The 26,533-nt window shown below is 68.2% G+C and carries 27 protein-coding genes and 2 tRNA genes; 8 read left to right on the top strand and 21 right to left on the bottom strand.

What is annotated here, in order from left to right:
• Nucleotides 1-149: 149 nt before the first annotated feature.
• The 3 genes from ASF58_RS08860 to ASF58_RS08850 all read right to left on the bottom strand — a co-directional run bounded on the left by ASF58_RS08860 (nucleotide 150) and on the right by ASF58_RS08850 (nucleotide 3,077).
• A complete protein-coding gene (locus ASF58_RS08860; protein ID WP_156375603.1) occupies nucleotides 150-1,301 on the bottom strand; it encodes an efflux RND transporter periplasmic adaptor subunit in 1,152 nt (383 codons plus the stop codon).
• A gap of 86 nt (nucleotides 1,302-1,387) precedes the next feature.
• Nucleotides 1,388-1,711: a rhodanese-like domain-containing protein gene (locus ASF58_RS08855; protein WP_055950524.1), complete on the bottom strand. Its 324-nt coding sequence runs from the start codon at nucleotides 1,709-1,711 to the stop codon at nucleotides 1,388-1,390.
• A 61-nt stretch (nucleotides 1,712-1,772) separates the two neighbouring features.
• Nucleotides 1,773-3,077, bottom strand: coding sequence for a glycosyltransferase family 1 protein (locus tag ASF58_RS08850; protein ID WP_055950523.1), 1,305 nt, complete (start codon nucleotides 3,075-3,077; stop codon nucleotides 1,773-1,775).
• 118 nt (nucleotides 3,078-3,195) lie between these two features.
• On the opposite strand from ASF58_RS08850, the gene ASF58_RS08845 reads away from it, so the two are divergent.
• Nucleotides 3,196-4,065 (top strand): MBL fold metallo-hydrolase, encoded by an 870-nt coding sequence (locus ASF58_RS08845; RefSeq protein WP_055950520.1) that lies wholly within the window; start codon nucleotides 3,196-3,198, stop codon nucleotides 4,063-4,065.
• Between the two features lie 94 nt (nucleotides 4,066-4,159).
• On the opposite strand, the gene ASF58_RS08840 is transcribed toward ASF58_RS08845, so the two are convergent.
• Nucleotides 4,160-4,864 (bottom strand): glutathione binding-like protein, encoded by a 705-nt coding sequence (locus tag ASF58_RS08840; RefSeq protein ID WP_055950519.1) that lies wholly within the window; start codon nucleotides 4,862-4,864, stop codon nucleotides 4,160-4,162.
• Nucleotides 4,865-5,047: 183 nt separating this feature from the next.
• Between ASF58_RS08840 and ASF58_RS08835 the strand changes: the two genes are divergently transcribed.
• Together ASF58_RS08835 and ASF58_RS08830 are read left to right on the top strand one after the other, a co-directional pair.
• The gene (locus ASF58_RS08835) at nucleotides 5,048-5,281 is read left to right on the top strand and encodes a hypothetical protein (protein ID WP_055950516.1); all 234 of its coding nucleotides are present in this window, start codon (nucleotides 5,048-5,050) and stop codon (nucleotides 5,279-5,281) included.
• A 40-nt stretch (nucleotides 5,282-5,321) separates the two neighbouring features.
• Nucleotides 5,322-5,513, top strand: a complete 192-nt coding sequence (locus ASF58_RS08830) for a hypothetical protein (RefSeq protein ID WP_055950513.1) — start codon at nucleotides 5,322-5,324, stop codon at nucleotides 5,511-5,513.
• Between the two features lie 351 nt (nucleotides 5,514-5,864).
• Here the strand turns inward: ASF58_RS08830 and ASF58_RS08825 are convergent, their stop codons facing one another.
• Both ASF58_RS08825 and ASF58_RS25705 read right to left on the bottom strand, forming a co-directional pair.
• Nucleotides 5,865-6,164, bottom strand: a complete 300-nt coding sequence (locus ASF58_RS08825) for a hypothetical protein (protein WP_156375602.1) — start codon at nucleotides 6,162-6,164, stop codon at nucleotides 5,865-5,867.
• A gap of 148 nt (nucleotides 6,165-6,312) precedes the next feature.
• Nucleotides 6,313-6,462, bottom strand: coding sequence for a hypothetical protein (locus ASF58_RS25705; RefSeq protein WP_156375601.1), 150 nt, complete (start codon nucleotides 6,460-6,462; stop codon nucleotides 6,313-6,315).
• Nucleotides 6,463-6,769: 307 nt separating this feature from the next.
• On the opposite strand from ASF58_RS25705, the gene ASF58_RS08820 reads away from it, so the two are divergent.
• Together ASF58_RS08820 and ASF58_RS08815 are read left to right on the top strand one after the other, a co-directional pair.
• Nucleotides 6,770-6,846, top strand: a tRNA-Pro gene (locus ASF58_RS08820).
• Nucleotides 6,847-6,883: 37 nt separating this feature from the next.
• Nucleotides 6,884-7,195: an ETC complex I subunit gene (locus ASF58_RS08815; protein ID WP_055950667.1), complete on the top strand. Its 312-nt coding sequence runs from the start codon at nucleotides 6,884-6,886 to the stop codon at nucleotides 7,193-7,195.
• Nucleotides 7,196-7,407: 212 nt separating this feature from the next.
• Here ASF58_RS08815 and ASF58_RS08810 read toward each other — a convergent pair whose 3' ends face one another.
• The 10 genes from ASF58_RS08810 to ASF58_RS08765 form a co-directional block, all read right to left on the bottom strand.
• Nucleotides 7,408-8,979: a SpoVR family protein gene (locus tag ASF58_RS08810; RefSeq protein WP_055950508.1), complete on the bottom strand. Its 1,572-nt coding sequence runs from the start codon at nucleotides 8,977-8,979 to the stop codon at nucleotides 7,408-7,410.
• 77 nt (nucleotides 8,980-9,056) lie between these two features.
• Entirely contained in the window at nucleotides 9,057-10,358 is a 1,302-nt protein-coding gene (locus ASF58_RS08805) for a YeaH/YhbH family protein (protein WP_055950505.1), read from the bottom strand.
• Nucleotides 10,359-10,464: 106 nt separating this feature from the next.
• A complete protein-coding gene (locus tag ASF58_RS08800) occupies nucleotides 10,465-12,411 on the bottom strand; it encodes a PrkA family serine protein kinase (RefSeq protein ID WP_055950502.1) in 1,947 nt (648 codons plus the stop codon).
• Nucleotides 12,412-12,608: 197 nt separating this feature from the next.
• Complete coding sequence (locus ASF58_RS08795) at nucleotides 12,609-13,055, bottom strand: hypothetical protein (protein WP_055950499.1); 447 nt, start codon at nucleotides 13,053-13,055, stop codon at nucleotides 12,609-12,611.
• 133 nt (nucleotides 13,056-13,188) lie between these two features.
• Entirely contained in the window at nucleotides 13,189-13,719 is a 531-nt protein-coding gene (locus ASF58_RS08790) for a MerR family transcriptional regulator (RefSeq protein ID WP_082512940.1), read from the bottom strand.
• A 7-nt stretch (nucleotides 13,720-13,726) separates the two neighbouring features.
• The gene (locus ASF58_RS08785; protein ID WP_055950496.1) at nucleotides 13,727-14,047 is read right to left on the bottom strand and encodes an integration host factor subunit alpha; all 321 of its coding nucleotides are present in this window, start codon (nucleotides 14,045-14,047) and stop codon (nucleotides 13,727-13,729) included.
• A gap of 116 nt (nucleotides 14,048-14,163) precedes the next feature.
• Entirely contained in the window at nucleotides 14,164-15,177 is a 1,014-nt protein-coding gene (locus tag ASF58_RS08780; protein WP_055950661.1) for a beta-ketoacyl-ACP synthase III, read from the bottom strand.
• Nucleotides 15,178-15,214: 37 nt separating this feature from the next.
• Complete coding sequence (gene plsX, locus ASF58_RS08775) at nucleotides 15,215-16,249, bottom strand: phosphate acyltransferase PlsX (protein ID WP_055950491.1); 1,035 nt, start codon at nucleotides 16,247-16,249, stop codon at nucleotides 15,215-15,217.
• Nucleotides 16,250-16,438: 189 nt separating this feature from the next.
• A complete protein-coding gene (locus tag ASF58_RS08770; protein ID WP_055950489.1) occupies nucleotides 16,439-16,963 on the bottom strand; it encodes a DUF177 domain-containing protein in 525 nt (174 codons plus the stop codon).
• The gene (locus tag ASF58_RS08765; RefSeq protein ID WP_156375609.1) at nucleotides 16,960-17,559 is read right to left on the bottom strand and encodes a ubiquinol-cytochrome C chaperone family protein; all 600 of its coding nucleotides are present in this window, start codon (nucleotides 17,557-17,559) and stop codon (nucleotides 16,960-16,962) included. Before ASF58_RS08765 ends, ASF58_RS08770 begins: the two co-directional genes overlap by 4 nt.
• 222 nt (nucleotides 17,560-17,781) lie before the next feature.
• Between ASF58_RS08765 and ASF58_RS08760 the strand changes: the two genes are divergently transcribed.
• A complete protein-coding gene (locus tag ASF58_RS08760; RefSeq protein WP_055950483.1) occupies nucleotides 17,782-18,279 on the top strand; it encodes an outer membrane protein assembly factor BamE in 498 nt (165 codons plus the stop codon).
• Between the two features lie 120 nt (nucleotides 18,280-18,399).
• The gene (locus ASF58_RS08755; RefSeq protein ID WP_055950480.1) at nucleotides 18,400-20,853 is read left to right on the top strand and encodes a PAS domain-containing protein; all 2,454 of its coding nucleotides are present in this window, start codon (nucleotides 18,400-18,402) and stop codon (nucleotides 20,851-20,853) included.
• Between the two features lie 5 nt (nucleotides 20,854-20,858).
• Here ASF58_RS08755 and ASF58_RS08750 read toward each other — a convergent pair whose 3' ends face one another.
• From ASF58_RS08750 to ASF58_RS08735, 4 genes are all read right to left on the bottom strand, one after another.
• On the bottom strand, nucleotides 20,859-21,083 hold the full coding sequence (locus tag ASF58_RS08750; protein WP_055950477.1) for a hypothetical protein: 225 nt from the start codon (nucleotides 21,081-21,083) through the stop codon (nucleotides 20,859-20,861).
• A gap of 41 nt (nucleotides 21,084-21,124) precedes the next feature.
• The gene (locus tag ASF58_RS08745) at nucleotides 21,125-21,847 is read right to left on the bottom strand and encodes an HAD-IA family hydrolase (RefSeq protein WP_244477237.1); all 723 of its coding nucleotides are present in this window, start codon (nucleotides 21,845-21,847) and stop codon (nucleotides 21,125-21,127) included.
• Nucleotides 21,844-23,742 (bottom strand): PAS domain S-box protein, encoded by a 1,899-nt coding sequence (locus ASF58_RS08740; RefSeq protein ID WP_055950474.1) that lies wholly within the window; start codon nucleotides 23,740-23,742, stop codon nucleotides 21,844-21,846. The genes ASF58_RS08745 and ASF58_RS08740 overlap by 4 nt, the downstream gene beginning before the upstream one ends.
• 178 nt (nucleotides 23,743-23,920) lie before the next feature.
• Nucleotides 23,921-25,012 (bottom strand): alkene reductase, encoded by a 1,092-nt coding sequence (locus ASF58_RS08735; protein ID WP_055950471.1) that lies wholly within the window; start codon nucleotides 25,010-25,012, stop codon nucleotides 23,921-23,923.
• Between the two features lie 366 nt (nucleotides 25,013-25,378).
• Here ASF58_RS08735 and ASF58_RS08730 point away from each other — a divergent pair.
• Nucleotides 25,379-25,454 (top strand) — tRNA-Ile (locus ASF58_RS08730).
• A 355-nt stretch (nucleotides 25,455-25,809) separates the two neighbouring features.
• On the opposite strand, the gene ASF58_RS08725 is transcribed toward ASF58_RS08730, so the two are convergent.
• On the bottom strand, nucleotides 25,810-26,088 hold the full coding sequence (locus ASF58_RS08725; RefSeq protein WP_055950468.1) for a hypothetical protein: 279 nt from the start codon (nucleotides 26,086-26,088) through the stop codon (nucleotides 25,810-25,812).
• Nucleotides 26,089-26,533 lie beyond the last annotated feature (445 nt).

Genomic DNA, 26,533 nt, shown 5'->3' with positions numbered 1-26,533 from the left:
CGCCGCATGCGGCCCGCTTGCGCGGGTCCGAGGCGGCACCGTTTCTTCGTCCGCGGTCTGGTGTCCGCTCCCCGGCCGTGGCCGGTCGGGGATGATCGTCTCGGGAGCGGCGCCCGCCTCGGGGCCCGCCCGTCAGGTCTCGCGGGGCGTCAGGTCTTGCTGGGCGGCAGGGTGGAGGCTTCGGCCGCCACCTTGGCGCCCGGACGGACACGGGTGACGCCGTTGACCACGACGCTCTCGTCGCCCTTCAGGCCTTCGCGGATGACCCGGTAGCCATCGACCTTCGGACCGAGCTTGACCTCGCGCAGGGACACCGTGCCGTCGTCGGCGACGATGTAGACGATGCGCTTGTCCTGGTTGGCCGAGACCGCCTCGTCGGGCAGCAGAATGCCCTGATAAGGCTTGGTCGCGGGCAGCGAGACGACTCCGAACAGGCCGGGCTTGATGAACCCGTCGGGGTTCTCGACGGTGGCGCGCAGCAGCACCGTGCCGGTGGCGTTGTCGACGCGGTTGTCCACGAAGTCGAGGGTACCCTTGCGGGTCGGCTTGGCCTCGCCGGTGAGCGCGATCAGGATCGGGACGCCCTTGCCCTTCTGGGTCTCGCCCATGCCGATGCCGAGGCTGCCCTGGTACTTCAGGAACGAGCGCTCATCGACGGTGAAGCCGAAATAGATCGGATCCAGGGACACGATCGTGGTGAGCAGGGTCTGGTCGGTGATGACGATGTTGCCCTCGGTGACCAGGCGCCGGCTGATGCGACCCGAGATCGGGGCCTTCACCTCGGTGAAGTCGTAGTTCAGCTGCGCCTGGCGCAGCTGCGCGTCGGCGCTGTCGACATCGGCCTGCGCGGTCTGCGAGGCCTGACGACGCTGGTCGGTGACCTGCTCTGAGATGTTGCCGGACTTGCTCAGCGTCTGAGCGCGGTCGAGGTCGGTCTGCGAGAAGTTGAGCCGGGCCTTCGCCGAGACCAGGGCCGCCTGCGCCTGGTCGAGGGCTGCCTTGTAGGGCCGACGGTCGATGACGAAGAGCAGGTCGCCCTTCTTCACCGTGGCACCGTCCGTGAAGTTGACCTTCTCCAGGTATCCGGTGACGCGGGCCCGGACGTCGACGATGTCGACGGGGTCGAAGCGGCCGGTATAGGTGTCGGTCTCGACGATCTCGCGGACCACCGGCTTGGCGGTTGTGACCTTCGGCGGCGGTCCGCCCGGGGCCTGGGCCTGGGCGGAGGAGACGAGGACCGGCGCGACGAGCGCCGAAGCGACCAGTCCGACGACCGGAAGAAGACTGAAGATCGAGCGCATGCGCATATGGTTGTTCCCTACGATGCGCCAGCTAGAGGTCCGCCGCGACCTATGTCGTGCGCTGCCACACATGCTCTGCGCATGCCTTATACCTCGACGGGTTCGCCGGAGCCGGCCCAATCCTTGAATCCACCCCGGTAATGCGCCTCGATCGCCAACCCGGCGTTCTGGGCGGCCGCCAGCGCGTGGACCGAGCGCACCCCCGACATGCACGAGAAGACCGGTTTCCGGCCGTCCTCGGCGAGCAGCGTTGCGAGCGCCCCGGGGTCGAAGCTCGAGAGCGGATGGGTGACCGCGCCGGGGATGTGCCCTTGCTCGAATTCGTGCGGCTCGCGCACATCGATCACCAGCATGGACTGGTCGGCGAGGCCGGCCTTGATCGCATCCCGGTCCAGGTCGACAACCTTCATCCGTCTATCCTCTCTCGGACCGTCCCGTGCACGGTCGGACAATGACGGATGTTCTTAGGCGTCAGTCGTCAGGACGGCAAATGGTGCGCGCCAGGGCGTCCTCGACGGTCTCGAAATGCGCGGTCCAGCTCGGCAGGTCTGTGTCCGTTGTCCGGCGCGCGAGGGCCTCGCGCAGGGCGGAGCCCGGCGCCGAGAGATCCTGCACCGCCCGGCGCCAGCCTGGGCCGTCGAGGGGATCGAGGAACGCGGCGAATTCCGCGCCGATCTCCCTGTGGACCGCGAGGTCCGAGGCCACGACCGGCAGGCCCGAGGCCGCGGCCTCGACCACCGGCAGGCCGTATCCCTCCGCGAAGGAGGGCATCAGCAGGGCGGTGGCCGAGCGCAGCAGCGCCGCGAGGCCGTGGCTCGACAGGCCGCTGACTTCGGTGACGTGCGCGCGGATGGCGGGACAGCGCTCGAGCATGTCGATGATGTTCTCCGCTTCCCAGCCGCGCCGGCCGACCAGGACGAGTCGGGGGGTGTCGGGCCCGTGCCGCTCGGCGAGGTCGCGCCAGAGATGCAGCAGCGCCAGGTGGTTCTTGCGCGGCTCGATGGTGCCGCAAGCGACGAAGGTCGGGCGCGCGGGCGTGAAGGACGGCCCCTCCCCCGCCCGCCGGAACACCGGCTCGACCCCGAGGAGCGCCACCGTGACGGGCGGCGTCGGCCGCCCCAGCGCGACGCAGTAGCCGGCGAAGCGCTCGCCGACGTCGCGGGAATTGACCAGCACGTGTGCGGCGTGGCGGGCGATGGTCTCCATCCGGACCCGGTGCCGCTCCGCCTCGCCGGGCCGGCCGTATTCCGGATAGTCGATCGGGATGAGGTCGTGGACGAAGAAGACGGGCCGGATGTCGCGGCGGTCGTAGAGCCAGTCGAATCGGCCCGGCTTGTCGAGGCGCAGGTGCGAGGTGTGCAGGTAGACGGTCCCCTGGGGCAGGATCTCGGGGCCGCGGGCGCGCAGGGTCGTGGCCGCCGTCCGAACCTGGATCCGCCGCCGGTCCCCGGCGCCGCCGCGCCCGGGCGCGGCGGCCGGCGGACCACCGTCGCCGGTCGATCCCAGGGCCGCCGCCAGCCGACGGTAGACCGGGTCCTGCGTCGCGTCGCGGTCCTCGACCCAGCCGGCCGCCACGGCCTCGACGATGCCGAGCGCCTCCGCCCGCGCCAGTATGCGTGGGCCGAACGCCGTCGAGACCAGGCCGAAGCGGTCTCCTGCCTGGGCCAGGACATGTCGGGCATAGGCGAGGTCGACCCGGTCGATGCCGCTCGGGCTCGGATGCCGCAGGCGGGTGATGAGGCGGGTCAGGTCGAAGGCGAGGCTCGGGACGGGCATGATCCTCCGGTGGCGTTCAGCTGCGGTGCCGTATGGCCGGTATCCGCTTCGCGCCTATATGCGCACGCCTCAGCCCGAGGCTACCCGCGGCCGATGCCGCCAACGAGAGCAACGTTTCGTGTCTCCCGGATACCTGCCCTTCGCCGGCGCCCTCGACCTGCCCGCCTACACCTGTGACAATTGTGGGTTCTGGCAGCGCCATTTCGAGCGGCCGCCGGCCTGCCCGATGTGCCTCGACGCCCGCCACGTGGTGCCGCAGAAGGGATGGCAGTTCTGGACCGAGCGGGAGGCGCAGGAGCGGTTTCCCTGCCATTGGGAGGAGTTGGAGCCCGGCGTGTGGCGGTTCTGGAACGATCCCGTCTCGGGCATCGGGCCCAGTGCCTACCTGGTCCAGACACCGGCCGGGAATATGGGCTTCGAGGCCTGCCCGGTCTTCAGCGAGGCGGCCCTCCAGCACATCGCGAGCCTCGGAGGCATGCAGGTGCTGTCCTCTTCGCACCCCCATGCCTACGGCGCCCTCGTGCAGCTTCAGGACCGCTTCGACCCGGAGCTCTGCCTGCCGGCCGCCGACTTCATCTGGAGCGCGGCGCTGCAGGTGTCCTGGCCCTACGACGATTTCCTCGAGCCCCTCCCCGGCCTCGAACTCCACCGTACGGCCGGCCACTTCGACGGCCACGCGGTCCTGTTCGATCGGGAACGGAAGATCCTGTTCTGCGGTGACGCCCTGAAGTTCGAGCTCGACCCGCAGGATTTCCGGCGCGCGCTGACCATCTCGGCCCACAAGGCCTTCGTGCGCGGCGTGCCGCTGACCACGAACGAGCTGCGGCGATACCGCGACGTCTTCGCCCAGCTCGACTTCACTCAGACCTGGACACCCTTCGAGCCGGCCGCCAATTGCGGCCGGGCCGAGGTGCTGGCGCTGATCGACGGCATGCTGGCGACCCGCCCGCATGCCGCCCCGGTGCCCCTCGACACCCTGCGCCGCTGAAGGCACGGCAGGACTGATTCAACCGATCCAACCGATCCGACCGGCCCAGCCGGAAGAGCGGAACCGGGCTCGCCGTGGCGCCGCCCGGGCCGGGTCAGGCGCGCGTCGCGGCGGTCTGACCGAACATGACTTTCTTGGCCTCTTCACTCAGGGTCTTCCCGAAATCCGGGTTGATCTCCGGTGCGCGCGCATAGGCGGCCTTCGTCGCCGGGCGCTCGGCGATCGCATGGAACCAGCGCTGGAGATTCGGGAAGTCTTCCAGGCGCTGACCCTGCTTCTCGTAGGGCACGATCCAGGGATAGCTGGCCATGTCGGCGATCGTGTAGTCGGCGCCGGCGACGAAGGGCCGGTCGGCGAGACGCCGGTCGAGGACGCCGTAGAGCCGGTTGGTCTCCTTGACGTAGCGGTCGATGGCGTAGGGCACCTTCTCGGGCGCGTACTGGGTGAAGTGGTGGTTCTGGCCGAGCATGGGCCCGAGGCCACCCATCTGCCAGAACAGCCATTGCAGCACCTCGGCGCGGCCGGCCACGTCCCGGGCGATGAAGCGCCCGGTCTTCTCGGCGAGGTAGAGCAGGATCGCGCCGGACTCGAACAGCGAGACCGGGGCACCTCCACCGGCCGGCGCGTGATCGACGATCGCCGGCATGCGGTTGTTCGGGGCGATCGCCAGGAAGTTTGGCTTGAACTGGTCGCCCTTGCCGATGTTCACCGGCGTCAGGGTGTAGTCGAGCCCCGCCTCTTCGAGGAACATCGTGACCTTGTGGCCGTTCGGGGTCGGCCAATAGTGCAGATCGATCATCGCGGTCTCCGTGCTGCGCGCCGGGGCTCGGTCCGGTCGCGTCGGGCCCGAGGTGGGACTCGGAGGAACGGGGGTCAAGCTGGACGGATGACGGCCGCGGGCGGTCGTTCAAATGCGGCACAGTTTCACAACGGGGAATTCAGGGGACCGTGGTTGCCTCGTCGGGAGCAAGGGAGCGACGGGATGGTCAGCGCAATATCGGCAAGCAGCGGTGGGCTTCTGGCGGCGACGCAGCGCTACGCCACGGCGGCTGAGGGGATCGCGACCATCGGCACCAGCCTGCCGAGCGCGACCCAGGTCGATCTCTCGACCACCGCCGTCCAGCTCATGCAGGAAAAGACCAATATCGGGATGAACACCGCCATCCTGAAATCCACGCTCGATTCCGAGCGCCGGGTCCTCGACATCCTCGCCTGAGGCGCGGATCCCCTCGTACGTTTTCGGAGGATCGACGCCCATGACGATCACCGTTCCCCTGACGCAGGTCGGCATCATCCGCGCCACCGAGATCGTGCATGGCGCCCGAAACGACGCGGCGCGACGCCATGAGACCGAGCCGCGGACCGTCTCCGTCGAGGTCGATCGGGCACGGGATGCCGAGGGGGACGTGATCGGTCGTCAACGCCGCATCGTCGACGTGCGGGTCTAGATCGTCGCCCCCAGCGCAGCGGGCACCCGGACTTGGACTTGGAACTGCGCTTGGCCACGTGGGGCGTACGCCCACCCTGCCTGACGCATGAGCACGCAAGCCCGTGTTGCCCAATCCGGATCGTGGCGCGATGCAGGCTCTGAGCCCGCTCGTTTCACGATCCCAACGAGCAGAGATCGAGGCCGCGTCGGTCCTGGCGCCCAGACGTCGTGGCCGCCATTCTGGCCCTCCCGGAAACACGCGTGCTTCGGCGGTGGGAACACGGGGTCAGCGCGACCGTTCCGCCGAAGGATGTCGCAGATTTTCTCGGAGCCTTCCCAGAGCGAGGGTTGCGCGCGCGGCGCGCCTGCCTCAGGCCGCCTTGGAATCGCGCGCCGGGCGCTTCGCATCGGCATCGATCTCACGCCCCTTGGCGGCGATGTCGCGCAGCATCTTGACCATGGCGTCCGTCTGATCGTCCGTGGCTTCGTCGAAGGCCGCGTCCGCACCCCAATCGTTGCCCCGCCGCAGCATGATCACGGCGCCCGCCGCGGCGGCGCAGAGGCTCGCGGTGAGGGGCGCACCCATGACCGCGGTCAGGACGCCGTACGGCAGCAGCAGCGCCGTCGAGATCATGCCTCCGCCCAGGGCGGCCAATAAAATCAAGAACATTGAACGACCCTCGTTCGAGCTTCAATAGCATGGTTCGACCGCGGTGATTGCCTTGGTTGCCGTCATCATGAGTGCCGCGTTAACAATCAGCTTCGCATTCGAGACGTGTTCGCGATGTCTAGGTCGGCCGCTCTGCGAACGATTCTTGTCAGGACCAGACGCGCAGGATGATCAGCAATCCGACCGGTACGACGAACATCAGGGCGATCGCCCACTGGATGTCGTTCCGCGCACGTTTGACCTCGCCTTCCAGAGCGTCGAGGCGCGCCTCCAGGGCGCGGTATCTTGGATCGCTCATGCCCGGCTCCGTTGATTCGGTTTGGAAGCCCGATCTGGCGGGGCGCGATCGGCGCTGTCCAGCGACGCGGGAGCCGGCGAGTCGCGCGGCGGTATGTGGCGAGGCGGTGCGTGTTTGGCGCCGGGAATCCGGTCGGCTGGGAGCCGCAGAGGGCAACGGCGCATGACCGACAAGCGCGGTGGGGGACGATTCCCGTCCCTGCGACCGCCATGGTGGCGTCCCGCGGCATTTCCTGTCCCGATCCTCGCCTCGCGCCGGTTGCCATTTCGCTGCCGAAACCGTACGTCCCCTCTACGCGCAAGCGTGTCGGGGTGTAGCGCAGTCTGGTAGCGCATCTGGTTTGGGACCAGAGGGTCGTAGGTTCGAATCCTATCGCCCCGACCATCATTTCCGCCGAGGCTCCCTGGAGTTGGACGACCCGATGTCGAGCGCCCGCATCTACCAGCCCGCGAAGGATCCGACGCAGTCCGGTACGGCGCGTGCCAAGGCGTGGGTGTTGGAATTCGACCAGACCGCGCCGCGCGAGACGGATCCGCTGATGGGCTGGACCGGCTCGTCCGACATGTTGCAGCAGGTCCATCTCGAGTTCGAGACCCGCGAGGAGGCCGTGGCCTACGCGACGCGCGCCGGGCTGTCCTACCGGGTCGAGGAGCCGCAGAAGCCGATTCTGCGCAAAGGCCTGTCCTACTCGGACAATTTCAAGTTCAACCGCACCGCGCCCTGGACCCACTGAGACGCGACCCCCGGCGCCTCAGAGCTGGATCAGGATCGTGATGGCTCCGAAGATCAGGACGGAGCCGACCGCTGCGGCGAGCAGGATCAGGGCAGCGCGCGATTCGCGCAGGTCGTCGTTCATCATCGTCGCAGGCTAGCGCGGTCCGGGACGGCCGCCAATCCTCACGGGCGTTGCGCCGCGGCGCGGACCGATATGCCGCGCCCACCCTCTCAGAAGAAGATCGGCCGCGCGCTGGCGTGGTGCTCGGCCAGGACCGCGTCGTTGGCGGGGTCGATCTCCCGGAGAACCGCATCGTAGCCCCAGAGATCGGCGAGGTGCTGAAGCACCCGCTTGGTATCGTCCTTCTGTAGGGTGATGCGATTGAGCGCACGGTGATGCACGATGAGGCGCCGATCCCCTTCGAGATCGACGTCCACCACCTCGATGTCTGGGTCGAGCCAGGCCACATCGTATTGCCGCGCGAAGGAGCGCCGCATCTTGCGATAGCCGCGCTCGTCGTGGATCGCCTCGACGTAGAGCTCCGACTCGTCGGGGTCGTCGACGACGTGGAACAGGCGCATGTCGCGCATGAGCTTGGGCGACAGGAACTGCGCGATGAAGCTCTCATCGCGATAGTTCGCCCAGACGTCGCGCAGGGTCGCCATGGCGTCGCCGGTGCCGGCGATCTCGGGAAACCACGCGCGGTCCTCCTCCGTGGGCTGCTCCACGATGCGGGCGATGTCCTGCATCATGGCAAAGCCGATGGCGTAGGGATTGTGGCCGTTATAGCCGCGCTCGTTGTAGTTCGGCTGGCGCACGACGTTGGTGTGCGATTGCAGGAACTCGAGATAGGCCGCCTCGCCGATCTGGCCCTTCTCGGACAGGGCGTTCATGATCCGGTAGTGGCAGTAGGTGGCGCAGCCCTCGTTCATCACCTTCGTCTGGCGCTGCGGGTAGAAGTACTGCGCCACGAGGCGGACGATGCGCAGGATCTCGCGCTGCCAGGGCCGCAGGCGGGGGGCCGCCTTCTCCAGGAAATACAGGATGTTTTCCTGCGGCAGTTCGAGGAGCGCCTTGCGACGCTCCGCAGCGAGATCGGGGCGGGCGCCGGCCACTTTCTGCGGCAGCGTGCGCCAGAGGTCGTTGTAGATCTGCTCGCCGTGCTCGGCCCGCTCGCGCTCACGGCGCTGCTCGGAGGCCAGATCCGGCCGTTTCTTGCGTGGATAGCGGTGCACGCCCTGGCTCATCAGGGCGTGGGCGGCATCGAGCACCGCCTCGACGGCGGCGTGGCCGTGGCGCTCCTCGCAGCGTGAGATGAATCCCTTGGCGAAATCGAGGTAGTCGAGGATGCCCTCGGCATCGGTCCACTGCTTGAAGAGGTAGTTGTTCTTGAAGAAGTGGTTATGGCCGAAGGCCGCGTGGGCGATGACCAGCGTCTGCATCGTCGCCGTGTTCTCCTCCATGATGTAGGAGATGCACGGGTCCGAGTTGATGACGATCTCGTAGGCGAGCCCCATCATGCCGCGCCGGTAGCCGGCCTCGTGCTGGGCGAAGTGCTTGCCGAAGGACCAGTGCTTGTAGAACAGCGGCATGCCGATCGACGCGTAGGCGTCGAGCATCTGCTCGGCGGTGATGATCTCGATCTGATTGGGGTACCACGACAGGCCGAGCGCCCGCGCCTCGACCTCGCAGGCGTCGTGGATGCGCCGGATCGTGTCGAAGTCCCAATCGTTCCCGGTGAAGAGCGGCTCCTGACCGCCGGAGATCGGCTGGGGCGTGGGGCGGATGATGCTGCCGACCATACGGTTTACGCCTTCCTCGAAAGGTCCAACTTCGAAGGGTCCGTGTCCCGCGCGGCCGGTGACCCGACGCGCCGGCTTCAGGCCTCGGCTTCCGCCCGGGCGTCCTTGCGCCCGAACAACTCGCGGAAGACCGGATAGATGTCGCGGCGATGGTTGACCTTGCGCATGGCGATGGGCGCGCCGGTCTTGGCCAAGCCCTCGTAGGTCCGCCACAGGGTGGTGCGGTGCTCGACGAAGCCGGCCCGGGGGCCGTTCTCGTCGCCGACCTCCAGATAGGCGAAGTGCTGGCAGGCCGGCAGGATGTGGGCGCGCAGCAACTCCGTCGAGGTCGGCCCATCGCTGGAGACGTTGTCGCCGTCGGAGGCCTGCGCGGCGTAGATGTTCCAGTCGTTGGGGTCGTAGCGCTCGGCGATCACGCGCTTCATCTCGACGAGAGCCGAGGAGACCAGGGTGCCGCCGGTCTCGCGCGAGCCGAAGAACGTCTCCTCGTCCACCTCCGTCGCCTTGTCGGTGTGACGGATGAAGACGATTTCCACGTGCCGGTAGCGCCGCGTCAGGAAGATGTGCAGCAGGATGTAGAAGCGCTTGGCGAGATCCTTCATGTGCTCGGTCATCGAGCCCGAGACATCCATGAGGCAGAACATCACCGCCTGTGCCACCGGTCGCGGGTAGGTCTCGAACCGGCGGTAGCGCAGGTCGAGGGGGTCGACGTAGGGGATGCGCTTGGTGCGCTCGCGCAAGCCCGAGAGTGCCAGCAGCAGGTCCGGCAGGTCGGGGTCGCTCGACGGCGTTGCGGCGATGCGCGCTTCGAGGGCGGCGATCTCGTCGGGCTTCGGGCGCTTGAGGGCGATGCGCCGCGACATGGAGTTGCGCAGGGTGCGGGTCAGGGCGAGGTTCGCCGGCGAGCCCGATATCGTGTAGCCGGCCCGGCGAAGCCCTTCGGTCTCCACCACCGAGAGCCGGCGCTTGGCGAGATCGGGCAGTTCGAGGTCCTCGAGGAACAGTTCGAGGAACTCCTCGCGGGTGAGCACGAAGCGGAAGGCGTCCTCGCTGCTCTCCGAGCCGTCGCCGCCCTCCCCCGAGCCCTTGCCCCCGCCGCCCGACGGCGGGCGCTCGATCCGGTCGCCCTCCACGTAGGTCTTGTTGCCGGGCAGGATGTGGTCGTGCAGGCCGGTGCCCGGCTGGCGGGCGAAGCGCGGCTCGCGAACCCCATCGGCCGGCACCGAGACGCGGCCGTCCTTGCCCAGGTCCTTGATGTCCTTTTCCCGCGCGGATTCCCGCACGGCCCGCTGGGCCACATCCTTCACGCGGCGCAGGAAGCGTTGGCGGTTGGCGAGGCTCTTGCCCCCGGGATTCAGACGGCGGTCGACGATGTGCATCCGATGTGTGTGCCTTCGCCCTCAAGACCAATGTGGGATCGGCGGAGCGGGGCGACCACCCATGGCGGCCGCCCCATCACCGTGCGGACAAGGCTTGGTCGATGCCTTAGCCCGCCTGCTTCACCCGCATGTACCACTCGACCAGGCGGCGGACCTGCCGCTCCGTGTAGCCGCGAGCCACCATCCGGTCGACGAACTCGCCGTGCTTCTTCTCCGTCTCGCCGTCCTTCTTCGAGCCGAAGGAGATCACCGGCAACAGCTCCTCCACCTGGCTGAACATGCGCCGCTCGATGACCTCGCGCAGCTTCTCGTAGCTCGTCCAGGACGGATTGCGCCCGCCATGCTGCGCCCGCGAGCGCAGGGCGAATTTCACCACCTCGTTGCGGAAGTCCTTCGGATTGGCGATGCCCGCCGGCTTCTCGATCTTGGTCAGCTCCTGGTTCAGGAGCTCGCGGTTGAGAAGCTGCCCGGTCTCGGAATCCTTGAAGTCCTGGTCCTCGATCCACGCATCGGCGTAGTCGATGTAACGGTCGAACAGGTTCTGGCCGTAGTCGTGGTAGGATTCGAGGTAGGCCTTCTGGATCTCGTGACCGATGAACTCCGCGTAGCGCGGCGCCAACTCCGTCTTGATGAACTCCAGGTAGCGCTTCTCGGTTTCGGGCGGCAGCTGCTCGCGCCGCAGGGCCTGCTCCAGCACATACATGAGGTGGACCGGATCGGCCGAGACTTCGGTCGTGTCGTGGTTGAAGGTCGCCGCCATCACCTTGAAGGCGAAGCGGGTCGAGATGCCGTCCATGCCCTCGTCGACACCGGCGGCGTCCTTGTATTCCTGCATGGAGCGGGCGCGGGGATCGACCTCGCGCAGGGACTCGCCGTCGTAGACCCGCATCTTCGAGAAGGCGTTCGAATTGGCGTGCTCGCGCAGACGCGAGAGCACCGAGAAGCGGGCCAGCATCTCCAGGGTCCCCGGCGCGCAGGCGGCGGCGGAGAGTTCGGAGCCCGAGACCAGCTTCTCGTAGATGCGCTGCTCTTCGGTCACTCGCAGGCAGTAGGGCACCTTGATGACGTAGATGCGGTCGATGAAGGCTTCGTTGTTCTTGTTGGTCTTGAAGGTCTGCCACTCGGACTCGTTCGAGTGGGCCAGGATCACGCCGGTGAACGGGATCGCACCGATGTTCTCGGTGCCGACATAGTTGCCCTCCTGCGTCGCGGTGAGCAGGGGGTGCAGCATCTTGATCGGCGCCTTGAACATCTCGACGAACTCGAGGACGCCCTGGTTCGCCCGGTTGAGGCCACCGGAGTAGGAGTAGGCGTCGGGATCGGCCTGCGAGAGCGTCTCCAAGCGCCGGATATCGACCTTGCCGACGAGGCTGGAAATGTCCTGGTTGTTCTCGTCGCCGGGCTCGGTCTTGGCGATCGCGATCTGGCGCAGGCGCGAGGGCCTGACCTTGATGACCTTGAACTTCGAGATGTCGCCGTTGAACTCGTCGAGGCGCTTCAGGGCCCAGGGGCTCATGAGACCGGTGAGGCGGCGCCTCGGGATGCCGTAGCGCTCCTGGATCTCGGCCCCCATCGTCTCGGGGTCGAACAGGCCGAGGGGACTCTCGAAGACCGGGGAGACCTCGTTGCCGGCCTTCAGCACGTAGATGGGATGGGTCTCCATCAGCGCCTTGAGACGCTCGGCCAGGGAGGACTTGCCGCCCCCGACCGGCCCGAGCAGGTAGAGGATCTGCTTGCGCTCTTCCAACCCCTGCGCCGCGTGGCGGAAGAACGAGACGATGCGCTCGATCGTCTCTTCCATTCCGTAGAATTCGGCGAAGGCGGGGTAGACCCGGATCGTCCGGTTCATGAACACGCGCCCGAGACGCGGATCCTTCGCCGTATCCACGAATTCCGGCTTTCCGATCGCCTCGAGGATGCGCTCGGCGGCGGAGGCGTACATCAACGGCTCGTCGCGGCACGCTTCGAGATACTCGGAGAGGCTCATCTCCGTATCGCGACGCGCCTCGTAGCCACGGGCGAAGCTCTGGAACAGGTCGTTCGTCGACGGCATAGGCTTTCCGATCCCCTCACGACAGCGACAGCTTCATCCTGTCTCGCCTTGGATGCAACTGACAGGCCCAGTTTTGTCGCAGCGCGGTCACCACGAAATTTGGGCGTGTGATGCGTGCCACAGTGCGATGGGCGGGCCTGTCACTCGGGTTCGGTGCCGGGGCCGCGGACGGTCTTCCGCTGCGGCCCCGGGAAGGCTCACAAGTCGGTGGACTCCTTCTTCGCCGCGTCCGGCTTGGCCGCGTCGGATTTGGCGGCATTCACGGTGATCTTGATGTTCTGAGTCTGCACGTTCCCGTCGGAATCCTTGACGTCCACCGTCACCTCGTCGCTGCCGGTGAAGCCGTCCTTGCTCTGGTAGAACACCGCCTGCACGGCGGCCTCCTTGCTCGGGCAGCGGTACTTCGCCGGGGTCTTGATCTTGCCGACCTTGGTGATGAGCGAGCCGTTCTTCGGCGCACCGCTGACCCGGATCTCAGGCATCGGGCCGGTGGAGCAGTCCTTCTTCAGGTTCGGCACGATGGCGAGGCGCACGCTCTTGCCGCTGGCGGCGGTCTCGCTGCGGGTGACCGTGGTCTGCGCCAGGGCCGGCCCGGCCAGGAGGGTGCCGGCGACCAGGAAGGTGAGGGAACGGGCGAGCAGCATGCGGGACGAACTCCGATCACGCCGGGCGATCCGCGCGGGACGCGGTGGATTCGGTCCGGGTGCTGCGGATGTGGGGATCGCTGGCGCGGCCGTCGAGTGGGCAACTGCCCGCCTCTCGGTCACCGCCCTGCCCTCAGGCGTCGCCGATGGGTTCGGGCGGCAGGCGCAGGCCTGCCAGGGCGGTGCGGCAGGCCCTCAGGTCTGCGAGGGCGTCCACCAGAACCGTCCGCTGCTCAGCGGTGAGGCCGTCGCCGGAGGCGAGGTCGGCCGGCAGAGCCTCGTGCTCGGCATCCTGAAGCGAGGGCGCGGCCGCCACGGCCTCACCGCGGCCCACCGACTGGACGAAGCGCAGGCCGCGCTCCCGCAGCACCCGCTGGGCGCCCTTGATGGTGTAGCCCTGCCCATGCAGCAGGCGCTTGATGCCTTTCAGGAGGTCGAGGTCGTCGGGCCGGTAGTAGCGCCGGCCGCCGGCCCGCTTCACCGGGCGGATCTGCGCGAAGCGCGTTTCCCAGAAGCGCAGGACGTGCTGAGGCACGTCGAGTTCGTCAGCGGCTTCCTTGATGGTGCGGAAGGCGCCCGCGCTCTTCTCGGGGGCCTCGCGCACGGGCTCCTCCCCGTCGCGAGGGTCGGCTTTCGGTTCTTCGATCCGCGCGGCGAGGGACATGGAAGACCTACTCGTCGTCGTGCTCGGCCGCGCCGTTCAGGCCGTTGATCCGGGCCTTCAGCACGTTCGAGGGCTTGAACACCATCACTTGACGTGGCTCGATCGCTACCTCGACCCCGGTCTTCGGATTACGCCCGACCCGGCGACCCTTGCTGCGCACGACGAAGGATCCGAACGAGGACAGCTTCACCGTCTCTCCGCTGGCGAGGCAGGTGCAGATCTCGGACAGAACCGTTTCGACCAGGGCGGAGGACTCGGTCCGCGAGAGCCCGACCTGCTGGTAGACGGCCTCGCTCAAATCGGCGCGTGTGACCGTCTTTCCTGTCATGCGATATTCCCCAAGGCGATTCGAGTTTTCTTAGTATCTCTATGATTGCGCACGCTAATCGGCGTTCACCCCGGGGTCAACAGCGCGCGAGGCTCCGTTTCGGAAACGGGTCCTGCCTACCAGCGAATGAGGGCCGCGCCCCAGGTGAATCCGCCGCCGATCGCTTCGATCATCACGAGGTCCCCGGGCTTGATCCGGCCGTCCTTGCGGGCGACGTCGAGGGCCAGCGGGATCGAGGCCGCCGAGGTGTTGCCGTGCCGGTCGACGGTGAGGACCACCTTCTCGCGGGCGATGCCCAGTTTGTCGGCCGATGCTTCGATGATCCGTCGGTTGGCCTGATGCGGGACGAACCAGTCCAGATCCTCGGCCGTGGTCCCGGACGCCCGGAAGGCGTCGTCGATGACGTCGGTCACGGAGCCGACGGCGAAGCGGAAGACCTCCTTGCCGGTCATCCGCAGGTGGCCGGTGGTGCCGGTGGAGCCCGGGCCACCATCGACGTAGAGTTTTTCGCGGTGCCGTCCGTCCGAGCGCAGGCTCGCCGTGAGCACGCCGCGATCGGCGCTGGAGCCCTCCCCGTCCTGGGCCTCCAGCACGACGGCGCCGGCGCCGTCGCCGAACAGCACGCAGGTCGTGCGATCCTCCCAGTCGAGGATCCGCGAGAAGGTCTCGGCCCCGATGACCAGGGCGCGCTTGGCGCTCCCGGTGCTCAGGAACTTGTCCGCAGTGGTTACGGCGTAGACGAAGCCGGCGCAGACGGCCTGGACGTCGAAGGCGAAGCCGCCCCGCAGGCCGAGCGCCGCCTGGATCTCGGTGGCGGTGGACGGGAAGGTGTGGTCGGGCGTCGAGGTGGCGCAGATGATGAGGTCTATGTCGTCCGCGGCGAGGCCGGCCTCGTCGAGCGCCGCCCGGGCGGCGCGCGCCCCCAGGACCGAGGTGGTTTCGGTGGCGTCCGCCAGGTAGCGCTGGCGGATGCCGGTGCGCTGCACGATCCAGTCGTCGGAGGTGTCGACGGTGCGGCTGAGCTCGTCGTTGGTGACGCATCGGGCCGGCAGGGCGGATCCGCAGCCGACCACGACGGAGCGCAGGATGCGTCCGGGGGCCACCTTTTCGGCGATGGCCTGCCCGCTCATGACCGTCATGGGGCCGTCCTTCTGTTCACGGGCCGGCTCATGGCGCGGCCGGGGCCGGCGTCAGGTCGAGCATGTCGCGGATGGTGCGCATGAGGTCGTGCCGGGCCATGTCATGGGCCAGGTCGACCGCCGCCGCGAAGCCGTGCGCGTCCTCGGAGCCGTGACTCTTGATGACGATGCCCTCGAGACCGAGGAACACGCCGCCATTGGCCCGGCTCGGGTTCATCTTGTCCCGCAGGGCCTTGAAAGCTTGGCGGGCGAAGAAGTAGCCGATCTTGGCCGAGAGGGTCCGGCTCATGGCGGCCCGCAGGTAGCTGCCGATCTGCTTCGCCGTTCCCTCGGCGGTCTTCAGGGCGATATTGCCGGTGAAGCCCTCGGTGACGACGACGTCGACCGTGCCCTTGCCGAGATCGTTACCCTCGACGAAGCCGTGATAGGCGAGGTTCGGCAGGTCGGTCTCGCGCAGGTAGCGGGCCGCTTCCTTGACGGCCTCGTTGCCCTTCATCTCTTCGGTGCCGACGTTGAGAAGGCCGACGGTCGGCCGGTCGAGGTCGAACACGATCCGGGCCATGGCCGAGCCCATCACCGCCATCTCGACGAGGTGTTCGGCATCGGTTCCGATGGTGGCACCGACGTCGAGGACCACGCTCTCGCCGCGCACCGTCGGCCAGAGGCAGGCGATGGCCGGGCGCTCGATGCCCGCAAGGGTCTTCAGGCAGATCTTCGACATCGCCATCAGGGCGCCGGTGTTGCCGGCCGAGACGGCGGCATCGGCCTCACCGTCCTTCACCGCCTGGATCGCGCGCCACATCGAGGATTTGCCGCGCCCCGAGCGAACGGCCTGACTCGGCTTTTCGTCCATGGAGATCGCCATCGTGGTGTGACGGATCTCGACGGCGCCCTTCAGGCGCGGCTCGGCGGCCACCAGTGGCGTGAGGATTGCCTCGTCCCCGAACATCAGGAACGTCATCTCGGGATGGCGCTCGCGGGCGATGGCGGCGCCGGGCACCACGGTCGTGGGTCCGTGGTCGCCGCCCATGGCGTCGAGCGAGATGCACACTCTCTGGGACATGGTGGGTGGCCGGTGGCCTCTGATCGCGGAAAAGAACGGCCCCCCGGCGGGAGGCATCACGGTGAGCGGGGATGGTGGCGAACGACCAGCCCCCTGCTCGGCGGGGCGGAAAATAGCGATTGAAGCCCGCCGGGCAAACGAAATCTGAGCGGTTTGCCGAAAGCCGTTCCGATCTGGCGGTCGCGGGTCTCAGTCGTTGGCCGGCTTGAGCCCGCGCAGGGCCGCCAGCGGCGGCTCCTCCAGATCCTCGATATGGGGCTCGAAGGCCACCCCGGGCTTGCGCGGATAGGGGTCGAGCCCGAGCGCGAGGAACTCGGCCGTGACGGTGCCGAAATCGATCTTGCCTCCCACGATCGGGTCGGGGACGTCGGCATCCTCCGCGTCGGTCCCGGCGAGCCGGTCGGTGTCGGTGAACAGCAGATCCACCGGCTCGGAGACCGGCCCTTCGAAGGCCTCCAGGGACACCGTGCAGACCTGCGTCACCTGCGCCGTCACCGTTCCGCGTACCCGGAAGGCCGAGGGCGGACCGCTCGTCTCGAACGTGCCGAGGAGGTCCCGGATGGTCGGAATCTTGAAGTCGGCGGCCAGGGCCGCGCATTCCTCCGGGCTCGCCGTGACGACGAGCCGCCCATCGCTGCGGCGCAGGCGATCGACGCTGACGATCCGCGAGAGCGGTCCGGACCCTTCGTGGCGGGTCGTATTTTGGCGGGTCATGGGACGATCCGTGTCGTGGCGCCGTCCGGTTCGGCCTGGGGAGCGGCGAAGGATTGCGGCGGCGGGAAAGCGGGGCCGGTGCCGATCAGCCCGTCGAGGTCGGCTTGGGAAAGGGCGGCGTCGCTGGCGAGGACGTAGCGGGCGAGGCCGGCCGCCACCTCCGGCGCGTCGACCCCCAGGACATTGCGTGCGAGCGCGGCCGTCAGCGCCGCCGTGTCCCCGGTGTCGAGCGCGACATCGTAGCCCTCGGCCCGCCCGTAGAAGGCGGATCCGAGCTTCTTCATGCGCTTCGGGACGCCGAAATCGCCGATGCCGGATTCACGCAGGGACGAGTCGAGTTGCAAGAACACCGAATTCACGAGGTCCTGAGCCACGTCGGCGGCCGGTTCGGGCAGGCGGTTCAAGCGCCGCAGCACCAGGATGACGTGCAGGATCAGGCACTCGAACCGCCCCTCCAACGTGTCGGGCACGCCGAGGTGAAGGTAGAGATCCGGATCCCGGGCCGCCTGGTTGATGCGCCCATGCAGCGTCTCGATCACCCGCTCGCGCGGGCTCGACCCGCCCCAGGCGCGCAGCCTGTCGAGGAGACCCGTCATCATGGGCACCTCCTCGGATCGGCGGGCGTGAAGCCGGCGCGGACGGCCGGGGGGTGTGGCCGGGCTTGCCTTGTCAAAACCATAACCCCGCGTTACGGCAGCGAACGGTCAAGGTGCAACCTCCATCGGGATTCTTCTGCCTCGGTGCCGGGTCGGGATCGGGGCCGCAAGACGCTTTCACGGAAGTCGCCTTCAGTTTCTCACTGTCAGTAAGGGTGGCCGATGTCGCGCCGTCTCGTCTCGTCGCTCGCTCGCCTCGCCGTCCTCGGCGCAATCGGAGCCGGAGTGTCCGGCTGCATCGGCGAGGACATCCGCCATGGCTACCAGATCGACCAGGCGGCCCTCGCCACCGTGAAGCCGGGGATGAGCGCCGAGCAGGTTCTGCAGATCCTCGGCACGCCGTCCACCGTCTCCACCGTCGGCAACAAGTCGTGGTACTACATCAGCCAGAACACGCGCCGCACCGTCCTGTTCCTCGGCGAACGGGTCGAGGACCAGAAGGTCACCGCCGTCTATTTCAACGGCGCCTTCAAGGTTGAGCGCGTGGCACTCTACGGCCTGCAGGATGGCAAGGTGTTCGATTTCATCGAGCGGTCCACGCCGACCAGCGGCGCCGACCGGGCCTTCCTCAGCCAGCTCTTCCGCGGCCTGACCAAGTACGAGCCATTCGGCAGCGGCTCCGGCACCAGCGTGGTGCCCGGGGCCAATCGCGGCCTGTAAGCTTCGCGGCTCACCCCTCGGGACCCTTGGGGCTGGAGGGGCCGGGCGACCGGTCGGCCAGGGGCGCGCATCGTGGATGGCTCGCCCGGGCTCGACCCCAGGCGGGCAAAGGACCCGAGGATGCCGTTTCGCGAAGCCTTTCTCGTCGAGGGTGGCGAGACCGGCGCGCTTCTGCGCCACCACGAATGGTCCGCGACTTCGCTCGGCGCGCCGATCGGCTGGCCGCAGGCGCTGAAGACGCTCGTCGGCGTGATGCTCGGGTCCCAGCAGCCGATGCTGATCGTGTGGGGGCCGGACTACATCACCCTTTACAACGACGGCTACGCCGCCATGTGCGGCGCCCGCCATCCAGCCGCCCTCGGCGGCTCGTTCCGCGACCTCTGGCACGACATCTGGGACCAGGTGGAGCCGATCCTCGCCCGCGCCTATGCGGGCGAGGCGACGCATATGGACGGCATCGCCTTCATCATGCATCGCAACGGCTATCCGGAGGAGACTTACTTCTCGTTCGGCTACACACCGGTGCGCGACGAGGCCGGGCAGGTCGTCGGCATGTTCTGCGCGTGCGCCGAAACGACGGGCCGGGTGCAGGCCGAGCGCCGGGCGAGCGCCGAGCGCGAGCGCCTCGAGCAGCTCTTCGCCCAGGCCCCGAGCTTCATGGCCGTGCTGCGCGGGCACGAACACCGCTTCGAACTGGCCAACCCGGCCTACCGGCGCCTCGTCGGCGACCGACCGGTCCTGGGCCGGACCGTCGCCGAGGCTCTGCCGGACGCCGTGGGCCAGGGATATCTCGAGCTTCTCGACACCGTCTACCGCACCGGCGAGGCCTTCACGGCGACGGCCTCGAAGCTCACCCTCCAAAGCCCGGTGGACGGGGCGGACGTCGAGCTCTATCTCGATTTCGTCTACCAGCCGATCTTCGACGATGACGGCGCCGTCACCGGCATCTTCGTCGAGGGCGTCGACGTCACCGACCGGGCGCTCGCCGAGATCGCGCTGCGCCGGAACGAGGCGGAACTGCGCTTCCTCAACGCGGATCTGGAGCGTCAAGTCATCCTGCGGTCCAACGAGCGCGGTCTGACCTGGCTGGTCAGCCCCGACCTCCTCGGCGTGCTGCACCCGGACGGCTACTTCGAGCGCCTGAACCCCGCCTGGGAGGTCGTGCTCGGTTGGTCCGAATCCGAGATCGCCGGCCGGTCCGTACTCGACCTGATCCATCCGGACGATGTGGAGCGCACCGCCGAGGCCGTCGGGGCCCTGGCGGGCGGTACGCCCGTCTTCCGTTTCGAGAACCGGTATCGCACCCGCGACGGTGGCTACCGTTGGCTGTCCTGGACGGCGGTGCCGGAGGGCGGGCGCTCCTATTGCAGCGGCCGCGACATCACCGAGGACAAGGCGCGGGAAGCAGCCCTGGCGCAGGCCCAGGAGGCCCTGCGTCAGGCCCAGAAGATGGAGGCCGTGGGTCAGCTCACGGGCGGCGTCGCCCACGATTTCAACAACCTCCTGACGGTCATCAAATCCTCCACCGACCTGCTGAAGCGGCCGGGTCTCGCCGAGGATCGCCGCCGCCGCTACGTCGATGCGATCTCCGACACCGTGGCACGGGCCGCCAAGCTCACGGGCCAGCTCCTCGCCTTCGCCCGGCGCCAGGCCCTCAAACCCGAGACCTTCAACGTGGGCTCGGGCGTCGCCGCGATCAGCGAGATGGTCGGCACCCTGACCGGTGCCCGCATCGCGATCGTCGTCGAGGTGCCGGAGATGCCCTGCTACGTGCATGCCGATCCGAGCCAGTTCGACACCGCGCTGGTGAACATGGCGGTGAATGCGCGCGACGCCATGGAAGGCGAGGGTCGGCTGACGATCCGCGTCGGTACGGTCTCGGGCATCCCACCCCTCGACATCCGCGGGGGGGCCTTCGTGGCCGTGTCGCTGACCGATACCGGCTCCGGCATCGCGGCGGGGGACCTGCACCGGATCTTCGAACCCTTCTACACCACCAAGGGCGTCGGTCAGGGGACCGGCCTCGGCCTGAGCCAGGTCTTCGGTTTCGCCAAGCAGTCGGGGGGCGAGGTCGTCGTCGAGAGTGCGCCGGGGCGCGGCTCGACCTTCACCCTCTACCTGCCGCGCGTCTCCGCCGTATCCGTAACCGCCGGGCCGCCCGAGGAGGCCGAGCCGCTGACGGAGGGGCACGGCACCTGCGTCCTCGTGGTGGAGGACAACCCGGAGGTGGGCCGCTTCGCCACCCAAACCCTGGCCGAACTCGGCTACCACACGGTCTGGGCGACCTCCGCCGCCGATGCCCTGCGTCAGCTCGAGAAGATTCCCTTCCGCTTCGAGGTGGTGTTCTCCGACATCGTCATGCCGGGCATGAACGGGATCGAGCTCGCCAAGGAGATCGTTCGGCGCCGGCCCGACCTGCCGGTGGTCCTGGCCAGCGGGTACAGTCATGTCCTGGCCGAGGAAGGTGCCCACGGGTTCGAGCTGTTGCACAAGCCCTACTCGGTGGAGCAGCTTTCACGGGTCCTACGAAAGGCGGTGGCCAGCAGCCGTCGCGGACGGCGCGATCGACCCTGACCGCGTCAGCGCGTTCCCGGTTCGCTGAAATCGAGTTGCGCGATCAGGCCCGCGAACAGATCCGAGACTTCGGACTCGGGCTGTGGGGCATAAGCCGCCTGCAGGCCGCCGGCGAGGCAGGCCACCAGGAAATGCGACCGCGAACCGCGGGCCCTGAAGCGGCGGACCACCGGCTCCCTCTGCACCGGGACAGCCGGGCCGTTCGGTTGCGATCGCTGCGTCTTGTCCATGCACAAGCTTTCCGAGCGCCGCGTCGATCCGGACGCCTGACCTAACGTACGTTAACCTGGCGCGCCGAGCGAGCAAGTGGCAATCCGACTGGCCGGGGCGCTGGGCAGTTTCCAATCTCCTGTGGCAGGGCCGACACGATGGAGCCGCCGATCGCCGCGGGGTCGGCGAACAGGTGCTCCGGTGTCCGCGCTGCGAGCGCGTCGGCACGGGTATAACCCCAGGTCACAGCCCCGAAGGCACAGCCCGCCTCGGTCGCGGCCTGATGGTCGCGGATCTCGTCGCCGATATAGAGCGCCTGGGACGGGGCAACGCCGGCGTCACGGATCAGGGCCCGCAGGCGCCGGGCCTTGCCGAACAGCGACGCACCGCAGGCGTAGTGGGTGAAGTGCCGGGCCGCGGGTCCAAGCGCCCGCCGGATCGTCGCCTCGCGATTCGAGCTTGCGATGCCGAGGCGCAAGCCCGCCCCGTCGAGGTCGGCGAGGAGATCCGGTACGCCGGGGAACAGCCGGATCCCGCCGATATCCCGAGCCGCGAGCCGATGCATGTGTCGCGTGATCAGCGGCAGCTTCCAGGCCGGAATGCCGAGATGCCGGACGATGCCCCGCGCGTCCATGCCCCGCAGCGTCTCGGTCTCGTGCTCGGCGATGCGGGCGAAGCCGTAGCGGTCGGCGACGCCGTTGATGACACCGGCGAACCAGGGAAAGCTGTCGGCCAGGGTCCCGTCGAAGTCGAAAACGACGAGGCGATATCGCTGGAGGCTCACGATCGGAGGTGATCCACCGGGACGACGAGGCGCATCACGAGACCGCTCGGGGCCCAGTCCTGCTCCAGCGTGCCGTCCAGCTGCCCGACCACGCTGCGCTGCGCCAGGACCGTGCCGAAGCCCTGCCGGGTCGGCGGACCGGTCACCGTGGGACCGCCGCTCTCCGCCCAGGTCAGAATGTAGGACGGACCGTCGCGTCGTCCGGTCAGGCGGACGCTGCCGGCTTCGGTCGAGAGGCCGCCATACTTCATCGCGTTGGTTGCCTGCTCGTGCATGATCAGCGCGAGGGCCGTGGCGGCGCGCTCGCCCACGGCCACGTCGTCCCCGTCGATGACGATCCGCGCGCGCCCGTCCTGCACGTAGGCCGCCATGATCAGGCGCATCAGGCCGAACAGCGTCTGGCCCTTCACCGCGGGGGCGCTGGCGGGGGAATGCGGACGGACGTATTCGTGCGCCTGTGCCAGGGCACCGAGGCGCTCACGGAAGGCCGAGACGAAGGGACGTGCGGACGGATCGGTCCGGGCCGACAGGCCGGCGATGCCGCCGACCACGGCGAAGATGTTCTTGATCCGGTGCGACAGCTCCTTGATCAGGAGGTCCTGGGCCTCCTCGGCCCGCTTGCGCTCGCGCAGGTCGCGCGTGACGGTGGCGTAGCCGACGAAACGGCCCGCGTCGTCCCGCACCGGAAAGATGTTGTAGAGGACCGCGATCCCCTCCCCCGTGCCGAAGTGTCGGAAGGCGAGCTCGCCCTCCCACCAGCCGTGCCGCTCGACGGCGGGCAGGACCGTTCCGGTGACGAGCGCCTGGCTCTCGGGCATGAAATAATCGAGGATCTGGGTGCCGGTCACGGCCGAGACGTCGGGGAGCCCGACCAGGCGGCGTCCAGCCTCGTTGATGTGCTGGACGAACCCCTCCCGGTCGGCCATGCCGATGAAGTCCTGCGACTGCTCGACGATGGCGGCGAGCTTGCGCGACTCGGCCTCCGCCCGCTTCAGGTCCTCGATATCGGTGCAGGTGCCGAACCAGCGCTCGATCCGGCCCTCGGCATCGTGGAGCGGCATCGCCCGGCCCAGGGTCCAGCGATAGGCCCCGGAATGGTGCCGCAGGCGGTACTCGACCTCATAAGGTTCGCCGGTGGCCAAGCTATGGCGCCAGCGCGACCAGGCCCGCTCCTGGTCGTCCGGATGGAACATGCCGTTCCAGGCTTCGCCGTCCGTCGAGCCCGGCGGGACGCCGGTGAATTCGTACCAGCGGTCGTTGTAGAAATCGTGATAGCCGTCGGGCTGGGTGGTCCAGACCATCTGCGGCATCGCGCCGGTCATCACCTGGAAGCGGCGCTCGCTCGCCTGGAGGTCCGCTTCACGGGCGTCGACCTCGCTGCGAGTCCGCGTCAGCTCGATCAGCGTCGCGGCCTGGCGGGCCAGCGCTTCCAGCATCTCCGCCTGCATCGGCGTGATGCCCTCGGGGCGCGCCACGCGGTCGAGGACGCAGAGGGTGCCGAGGGGATAGCCCGAGCGCGAGCGGATCACCGCACCCGCATAGAAGCGCAGCTGGCGCTCCTCCGTCACGAGCGGGTTGTCGCGGGTGCGCGGATCGCGGGTGAGGTCCGGGATGACGAGAAGCGTTTCGGCCTCGATGGCATGCGCGCAGATCGACATCCGCCGTGGTGTCTCGGGCAGCTCGAACCCGACGCGTCCCTTGAACCATTGCCGGTCCGCTTCGACGAAGCTGACCAGGGCGATCGGCGCGTTGCAGAGCAAGGCCGCGATGCGGGTCAGATCATCGTAGACGGCTTCCCGGCCGGTGGCGGCGAGGTCCAGGCTGGCGAGCTCCGCGAGCCGATCGGACTCGGTCCATCCGGTCGGCGCGACTGAGCAGGCATCGGTCGAAGGCAAAAGCGGCTATCCTCGTCGGTCGCAACACATAGGATGTCTTCCGTCCGAGCGATAGCGACAACGTTCTTCGAAGTGATCGAGGTGAAACCGCTTTCGCCCGGGTCTCACCTCGGTCGAGGCGCCGTCTAGTGTCGAGAATGATACAATAGACGGCTCGGATGATCTCGCCTCGGCGACGTCAGGCTGCCTTGGCGGCACTCTGAGTCGGATAGTCGATGTAGCCTTCCGGGCCTTGGCTGTACCACGTCTTCGCCTCATCCTTGTTCAACGGGGCTCCCGCGAACAGCCGCTCCGGCAGGTCCGGGTTGGCGATGAAGGGGCGTCCGAAGGCGATGGCGTCGGCGTGGCCCTCGTTGAGAGCCGCCTGCGCCCGCGGGCCGTCGTAATCCGAGTTCAGGATCAGCGGACCGTCGAAGGCCGCCCGCATCGTCGGGGCGATCGGCGGATGGTTGGACGTCCCGAAGGTGCCGTTCGGGCCCGGCTCCCGGAGCTCGAGGAAGGCGATCCCGATCTGTGAGAGGGCCGCCGCCGCGGCACCGAACAGGGCCTCGGGGTCGGAATCATCGACGCCCTGGATCGCGCCGTTGGGTGACAGGCGCACGCCGGTACGGTCCCGGCCGACGGCCTCGGCCACCGTGCGCGTGACCTCCGTGAGCAGGCGCAGACGGTTCTCGATGGAGCCGCCATAGGCATCGGTGCGGAGGTTCGTGCCGTCGCGCAGGAACTGGTCGATCAGGTAGCCGTTCGCCGCATGGATCTGGACGCCGTCGAACCCGGCCTTGAGGGCGTTGCGCGCGGCGCGGTCGTAGTCGGCCAGCAGGCGGGGGATCTCGTCGACGGGCAGCGCCCGCGCCTCGGCGTAGGGCTTCTTACCCGCATAGGTGTGCGCCGCATCCGGGGCCGTGGTCGCGGAAGCCGAGATCGGCTTCTGGCCGCCGAGGAAGTCCGGATGCACGATGCGGCCCATGTGCCAGAGCTGGCAGACGATCTTGCCGCCGGCCTCGTGCACGGCCTTCACCACCGGCTTCCAGGCCTCGACCTGCTCATCGGACCAGATGCCGGGCGCGAAGGGCCAGCCCAAGCCTTCCTGGGAGATGCCGGTTGCCTCGGTGAGGATCAGGCCGGCGCTGGCCCGTTGGCGGTAATACTCGACCATCATCGGTGTCGGCACGTGCTCGCGCGAGGCGCGGCCGCGGGTCAGCGGTGCCATGAAGACGCGGTTCTGGGCGTCGATCGCGCCGATGCGGATCGGGTCGGACAGGGAAGGCATGCAGGACGCTCACGGTGTTTCGAGGACAAACGGACGGCGCGTGGCTTCCGCCACGACCGCTGTCGTCCTCATGTGGTGGTCACGCCGGACACGGCCAGACGCGGGGATCCGGCCGAGGGCCAAGGCTGTGCGGGCGCGCACGCGCCGCACAGCACGAGCCCGTCCGGGCGGCGCCCCACCAGCAAACCTGCGGCCTACTCTCATTCAGCCGTTTTGCCGACAGCGCGATCCTGGAGGTCCGGCCACACCGCGCAGCGCCGCATCGTCGCCTGAAAACCCGCGCTGATCCGCGTCTGCATCATGGAATCCGAGGTGACGCGCGTCTCCCACTCGGGTATCGCTCGTCCCATCGCTGAGGAAGCGAGAGGGCCTGTAGCTCAATGGTTAGAGCCGACCGCTCATAACGGTCTGGTTGCAGGTTCGAGTCCTGCCGGGCCCACCATTGCTTCTGCACTGCTTCTGCCGAAAAACCCTTCGCGTCGGGCCTGCCGCTGCACTGGCGACAAGGTTCCAGTCGGGACCGGCCGACGATCGTTTCGCTCGAGGCTCGGATCTCGAGCCTGCGTGGCGAGGCTCCCTCAGATGCCGGCGGATCGAATGACGCCCCGGCATGGGGACTTATCAGCCTCTGAACAGCTTCAGCTCCCGGACGAGACCCGATAGCAGGGCGAAATCTTCGGAAATTCGAGGCGCTTCGTTGGGGCCGGAAAAGACGAGAGCGTCGCACACGCCGCCGCGTGTCTCGACCCTCTCGTCCGAGTTCGTATTCGGATCAATCTGAACCCGCAGGGGCTCGCTTACATCCGGTGGCCGCGGTGATGTCCCATCATGTGGCCGCGATGGTGACGGTGGCCCATCATATGATGACGATGGTGACGCATCATGTGGCCGCGCATGTGACGGTGACCCATCATGCGACCATGGCCGCGATGGCCGTGCATGCCGTCCATCCGAACCTCGGTGACGGCGGTCGGCGCGTCGACTGCGCCGATCATGCCGGGGGCGGCAGAGGCCGGAGCGGCCGAGATGGCGCCCAGGGTGGCCAGGATGGCGGCGGCGAACAGAGACTTCCTCATGGGCGTCCTCACAGGCGTGTTGCCGACGCGACATCGGGGCTGATGTCGGCCGGGCTCAGGGAACGGCTCAGCTTCGAATACCGTTCCGCGCGGTCCGGTATTCTCCGCATCCACCTCGTGAGGGACTAATTTTTCTCAACGAACACCAGCGCCATCGTTCCCTCCGCCCCGCTGGGCCGCCGCGATGATCCGTGTGCGCTGCGAACTCGATTGAGGGGAAGCCGCCGAAGCGAATCCGCTCGTTCGATATCGAAACCGAGTCGGGCAGCGAATGCCCTGCGGTCGATTTTTCCACCGCGGGGTCGGAGGCTCGCGCGAACCGGTAGGCGGTCGGGCGGCTTTGCCGGCGAGATACCCGATACCGACCTTCGGCGGGTAGGGCCGGGATCGGCGAGGTCATTGGTGCAACAGGATCGAGGCCCGTGCCACGGGTTCGCGGGCCGAG

This window comes from Methylobacterium sp. Leaf125, assembly GCF_001423085.1.
Taxonomy (GTDB): Bacteria; Pseudomonadota; Alphaproteobacteria; order Rhizobiales; family Beijerinckiaceae; genus Methylobacterium.
The sequence above is the reverse complement of the archived record's forward strand: the minus strand, read 5'-3'. Positions and strand labels throughout refer to the sequence as shown.

Coding starts and splice junctions, on each gene's coding strand:
- ASF58_RS08860 (WP_156375603.1), bottom strand. CDS start 1,301: ATGCGCTCGATCTTCAGTCTTCTTCCGGTCGTCGGACTGGTCGCTTCG.
- ASF58_RS08855 (WP_055950524.1), bottom strand. CDS start 1,711: ATGAAGGTTGTCGACCTGGACCGGGATGCGATCAAGGCCGGCCTCGCC.
- ASF58_RS08850 (WP_055950523.1), bottom strand. CDS start 3,077: ATGCCCGTCCCGAGCCTCGCCTTCGACCTGACCCGCCTCATCACCCGC.
- ASF58_RS08840 (WP_055950519.1), bottom strand. CDS start 4,864: ATGATCGATCTGCACTATTGGCCGACCCCGAACGGCCACAAGGTCACG.
- ASF58_RS08835 (WP_055950516.1), top strand. CDS start 5,048: ATGGTCAGCGCAATATCGGCAAGCAGCGGTGGGCTTCTGGCGGCGACG.
- ASF58_RS08830 (WP_055950513.1), top strand. CDS start 5,322: ATGACGATCACCGTTCCCCTGACGCAGGTCGGCATCATCCGCGCCACC.
- ASF58_RS08825 (WP_156375602.1), bottom strand. CDS start 6,164: ATGTTCTTGATTTTATTGGCCGCCCTGGGCGGAGGCATGATCTCGACG.
- ASF58_RS25705 (WP_156375601.1), bottom strand. CDS start 6,462: ATGAGCGATCCAAGATACCGCGCCCTGGAGGCGCGCCTCGACGCTCTG.
- ASF58_RS08815 (WP_055950667.1), top strand. CDS start 6,884: ATGTCGAGCGCCCGCATCTACCAGCCCGCGAAGGATCCGACGCAGTCC.
- ASF58_RS08810 (WP_055950508.1), bottom strand. CDS start 8,979: ATGGTCGGCAGCATCATCCGCCCCACGCCCCAGCCGATCTCCGGCGGT.
- ASF58_RS08805 (WP_055950505.1), bottom strand. CDS start 10,358: ATGCACATCGTCGACCGCCGTCTGAATCCCGGGGGCAAGAGCCTCGCC.
- ASF58_RS08800 (WP_055950502.1), bottom strand. CDS start 12,411: ATGCCGTCGACGAACGACCTGTTCCAGAGCTTCGCCCGTGGCTACGAG.
- ASF58_RS08795 (WP_055950499.1), bottom strand. CDS start 13,055: ATGCTGCTCGCCCGTTCCCTCACCTTCCTGGTCGCCGGCACCCTCCTG.
- ASF58_RS08790 (WP_082512940.1), bottom strand. CDS start 13,719: ATGTCCCTCGCCGCGCGGATCGAAGAACCGAAAGCCGACCCTCGCGAC.
- ASF58_RS08785 (WP_055950496.1), bottom strand. CDS start 14,047: ATGACAGGAAAGACGGTCACACGCGCCGATTTGAGCGAGGCCGTCTAC.
- ASF58_RS08780 (WP_055950661.1), bottom strand. CDS start 15,177: ATGAGCGGGCAGGCCATCGCCGAAAAGGTGGCCCCCGGACGCATCCTG.
- plsX (WP_055950491.1), bottom strand. CDS start 16,249: ATGTCCCAGAGAGTGTGCATCTCGCTCGACGCCATGGGCGGCGACCAC.
- ASF58_RS08770 (WP_055950489.1), bottom strand. CDS start 16,963: ATGACCCGCCAAAATACGACCCGCCACGAAGGGTCCGGACCGCTCTCG.
- ASF58_RS08765 (WP_156375609.1), bottom strand. CDS start 17,559: ATGACGGGTCTCCTCGACAGGCTGCGCGCCTGGGGCGGGTCGAGCCCG.
- ASF58_RS08760 (WP_055950483.1), top strand. CDS start 17,782: ATGTCGCGCCGTCTCGTCTCGTCGCTCGCTCGCCTCGCCGTCCTCGGC.
- ASF58_RS08755 (WP_055950480.1), top strand. CDS start 18,400: ATGCCGTTTCGCGAAGCCTTTCTCGTCGAGGGTGGCGAGACCGGCGCG.
- ASF58_RS08750 (WP_055950477.1), bottom strand. CDS start 21,083: ATGGACAAGACGCAGCGATCGCAACCGAACGGCCCGGCTGTCCCGGTG.
- ASF58_RS08735 (WP_055950471.1), bottom strand. CDS start 25,012: ATGCCTTCCCTGTCCGACCCGATCCGCATCGGCGCGATCGACGCCCAG.
- ASF58_RS08725 (WP_055950468.1), bottom strand. CDS start 26,088: ATGAGGAAGTCTCTGTTCGCCGCCGCCATCCTGGCCACCCTGGGCGCC.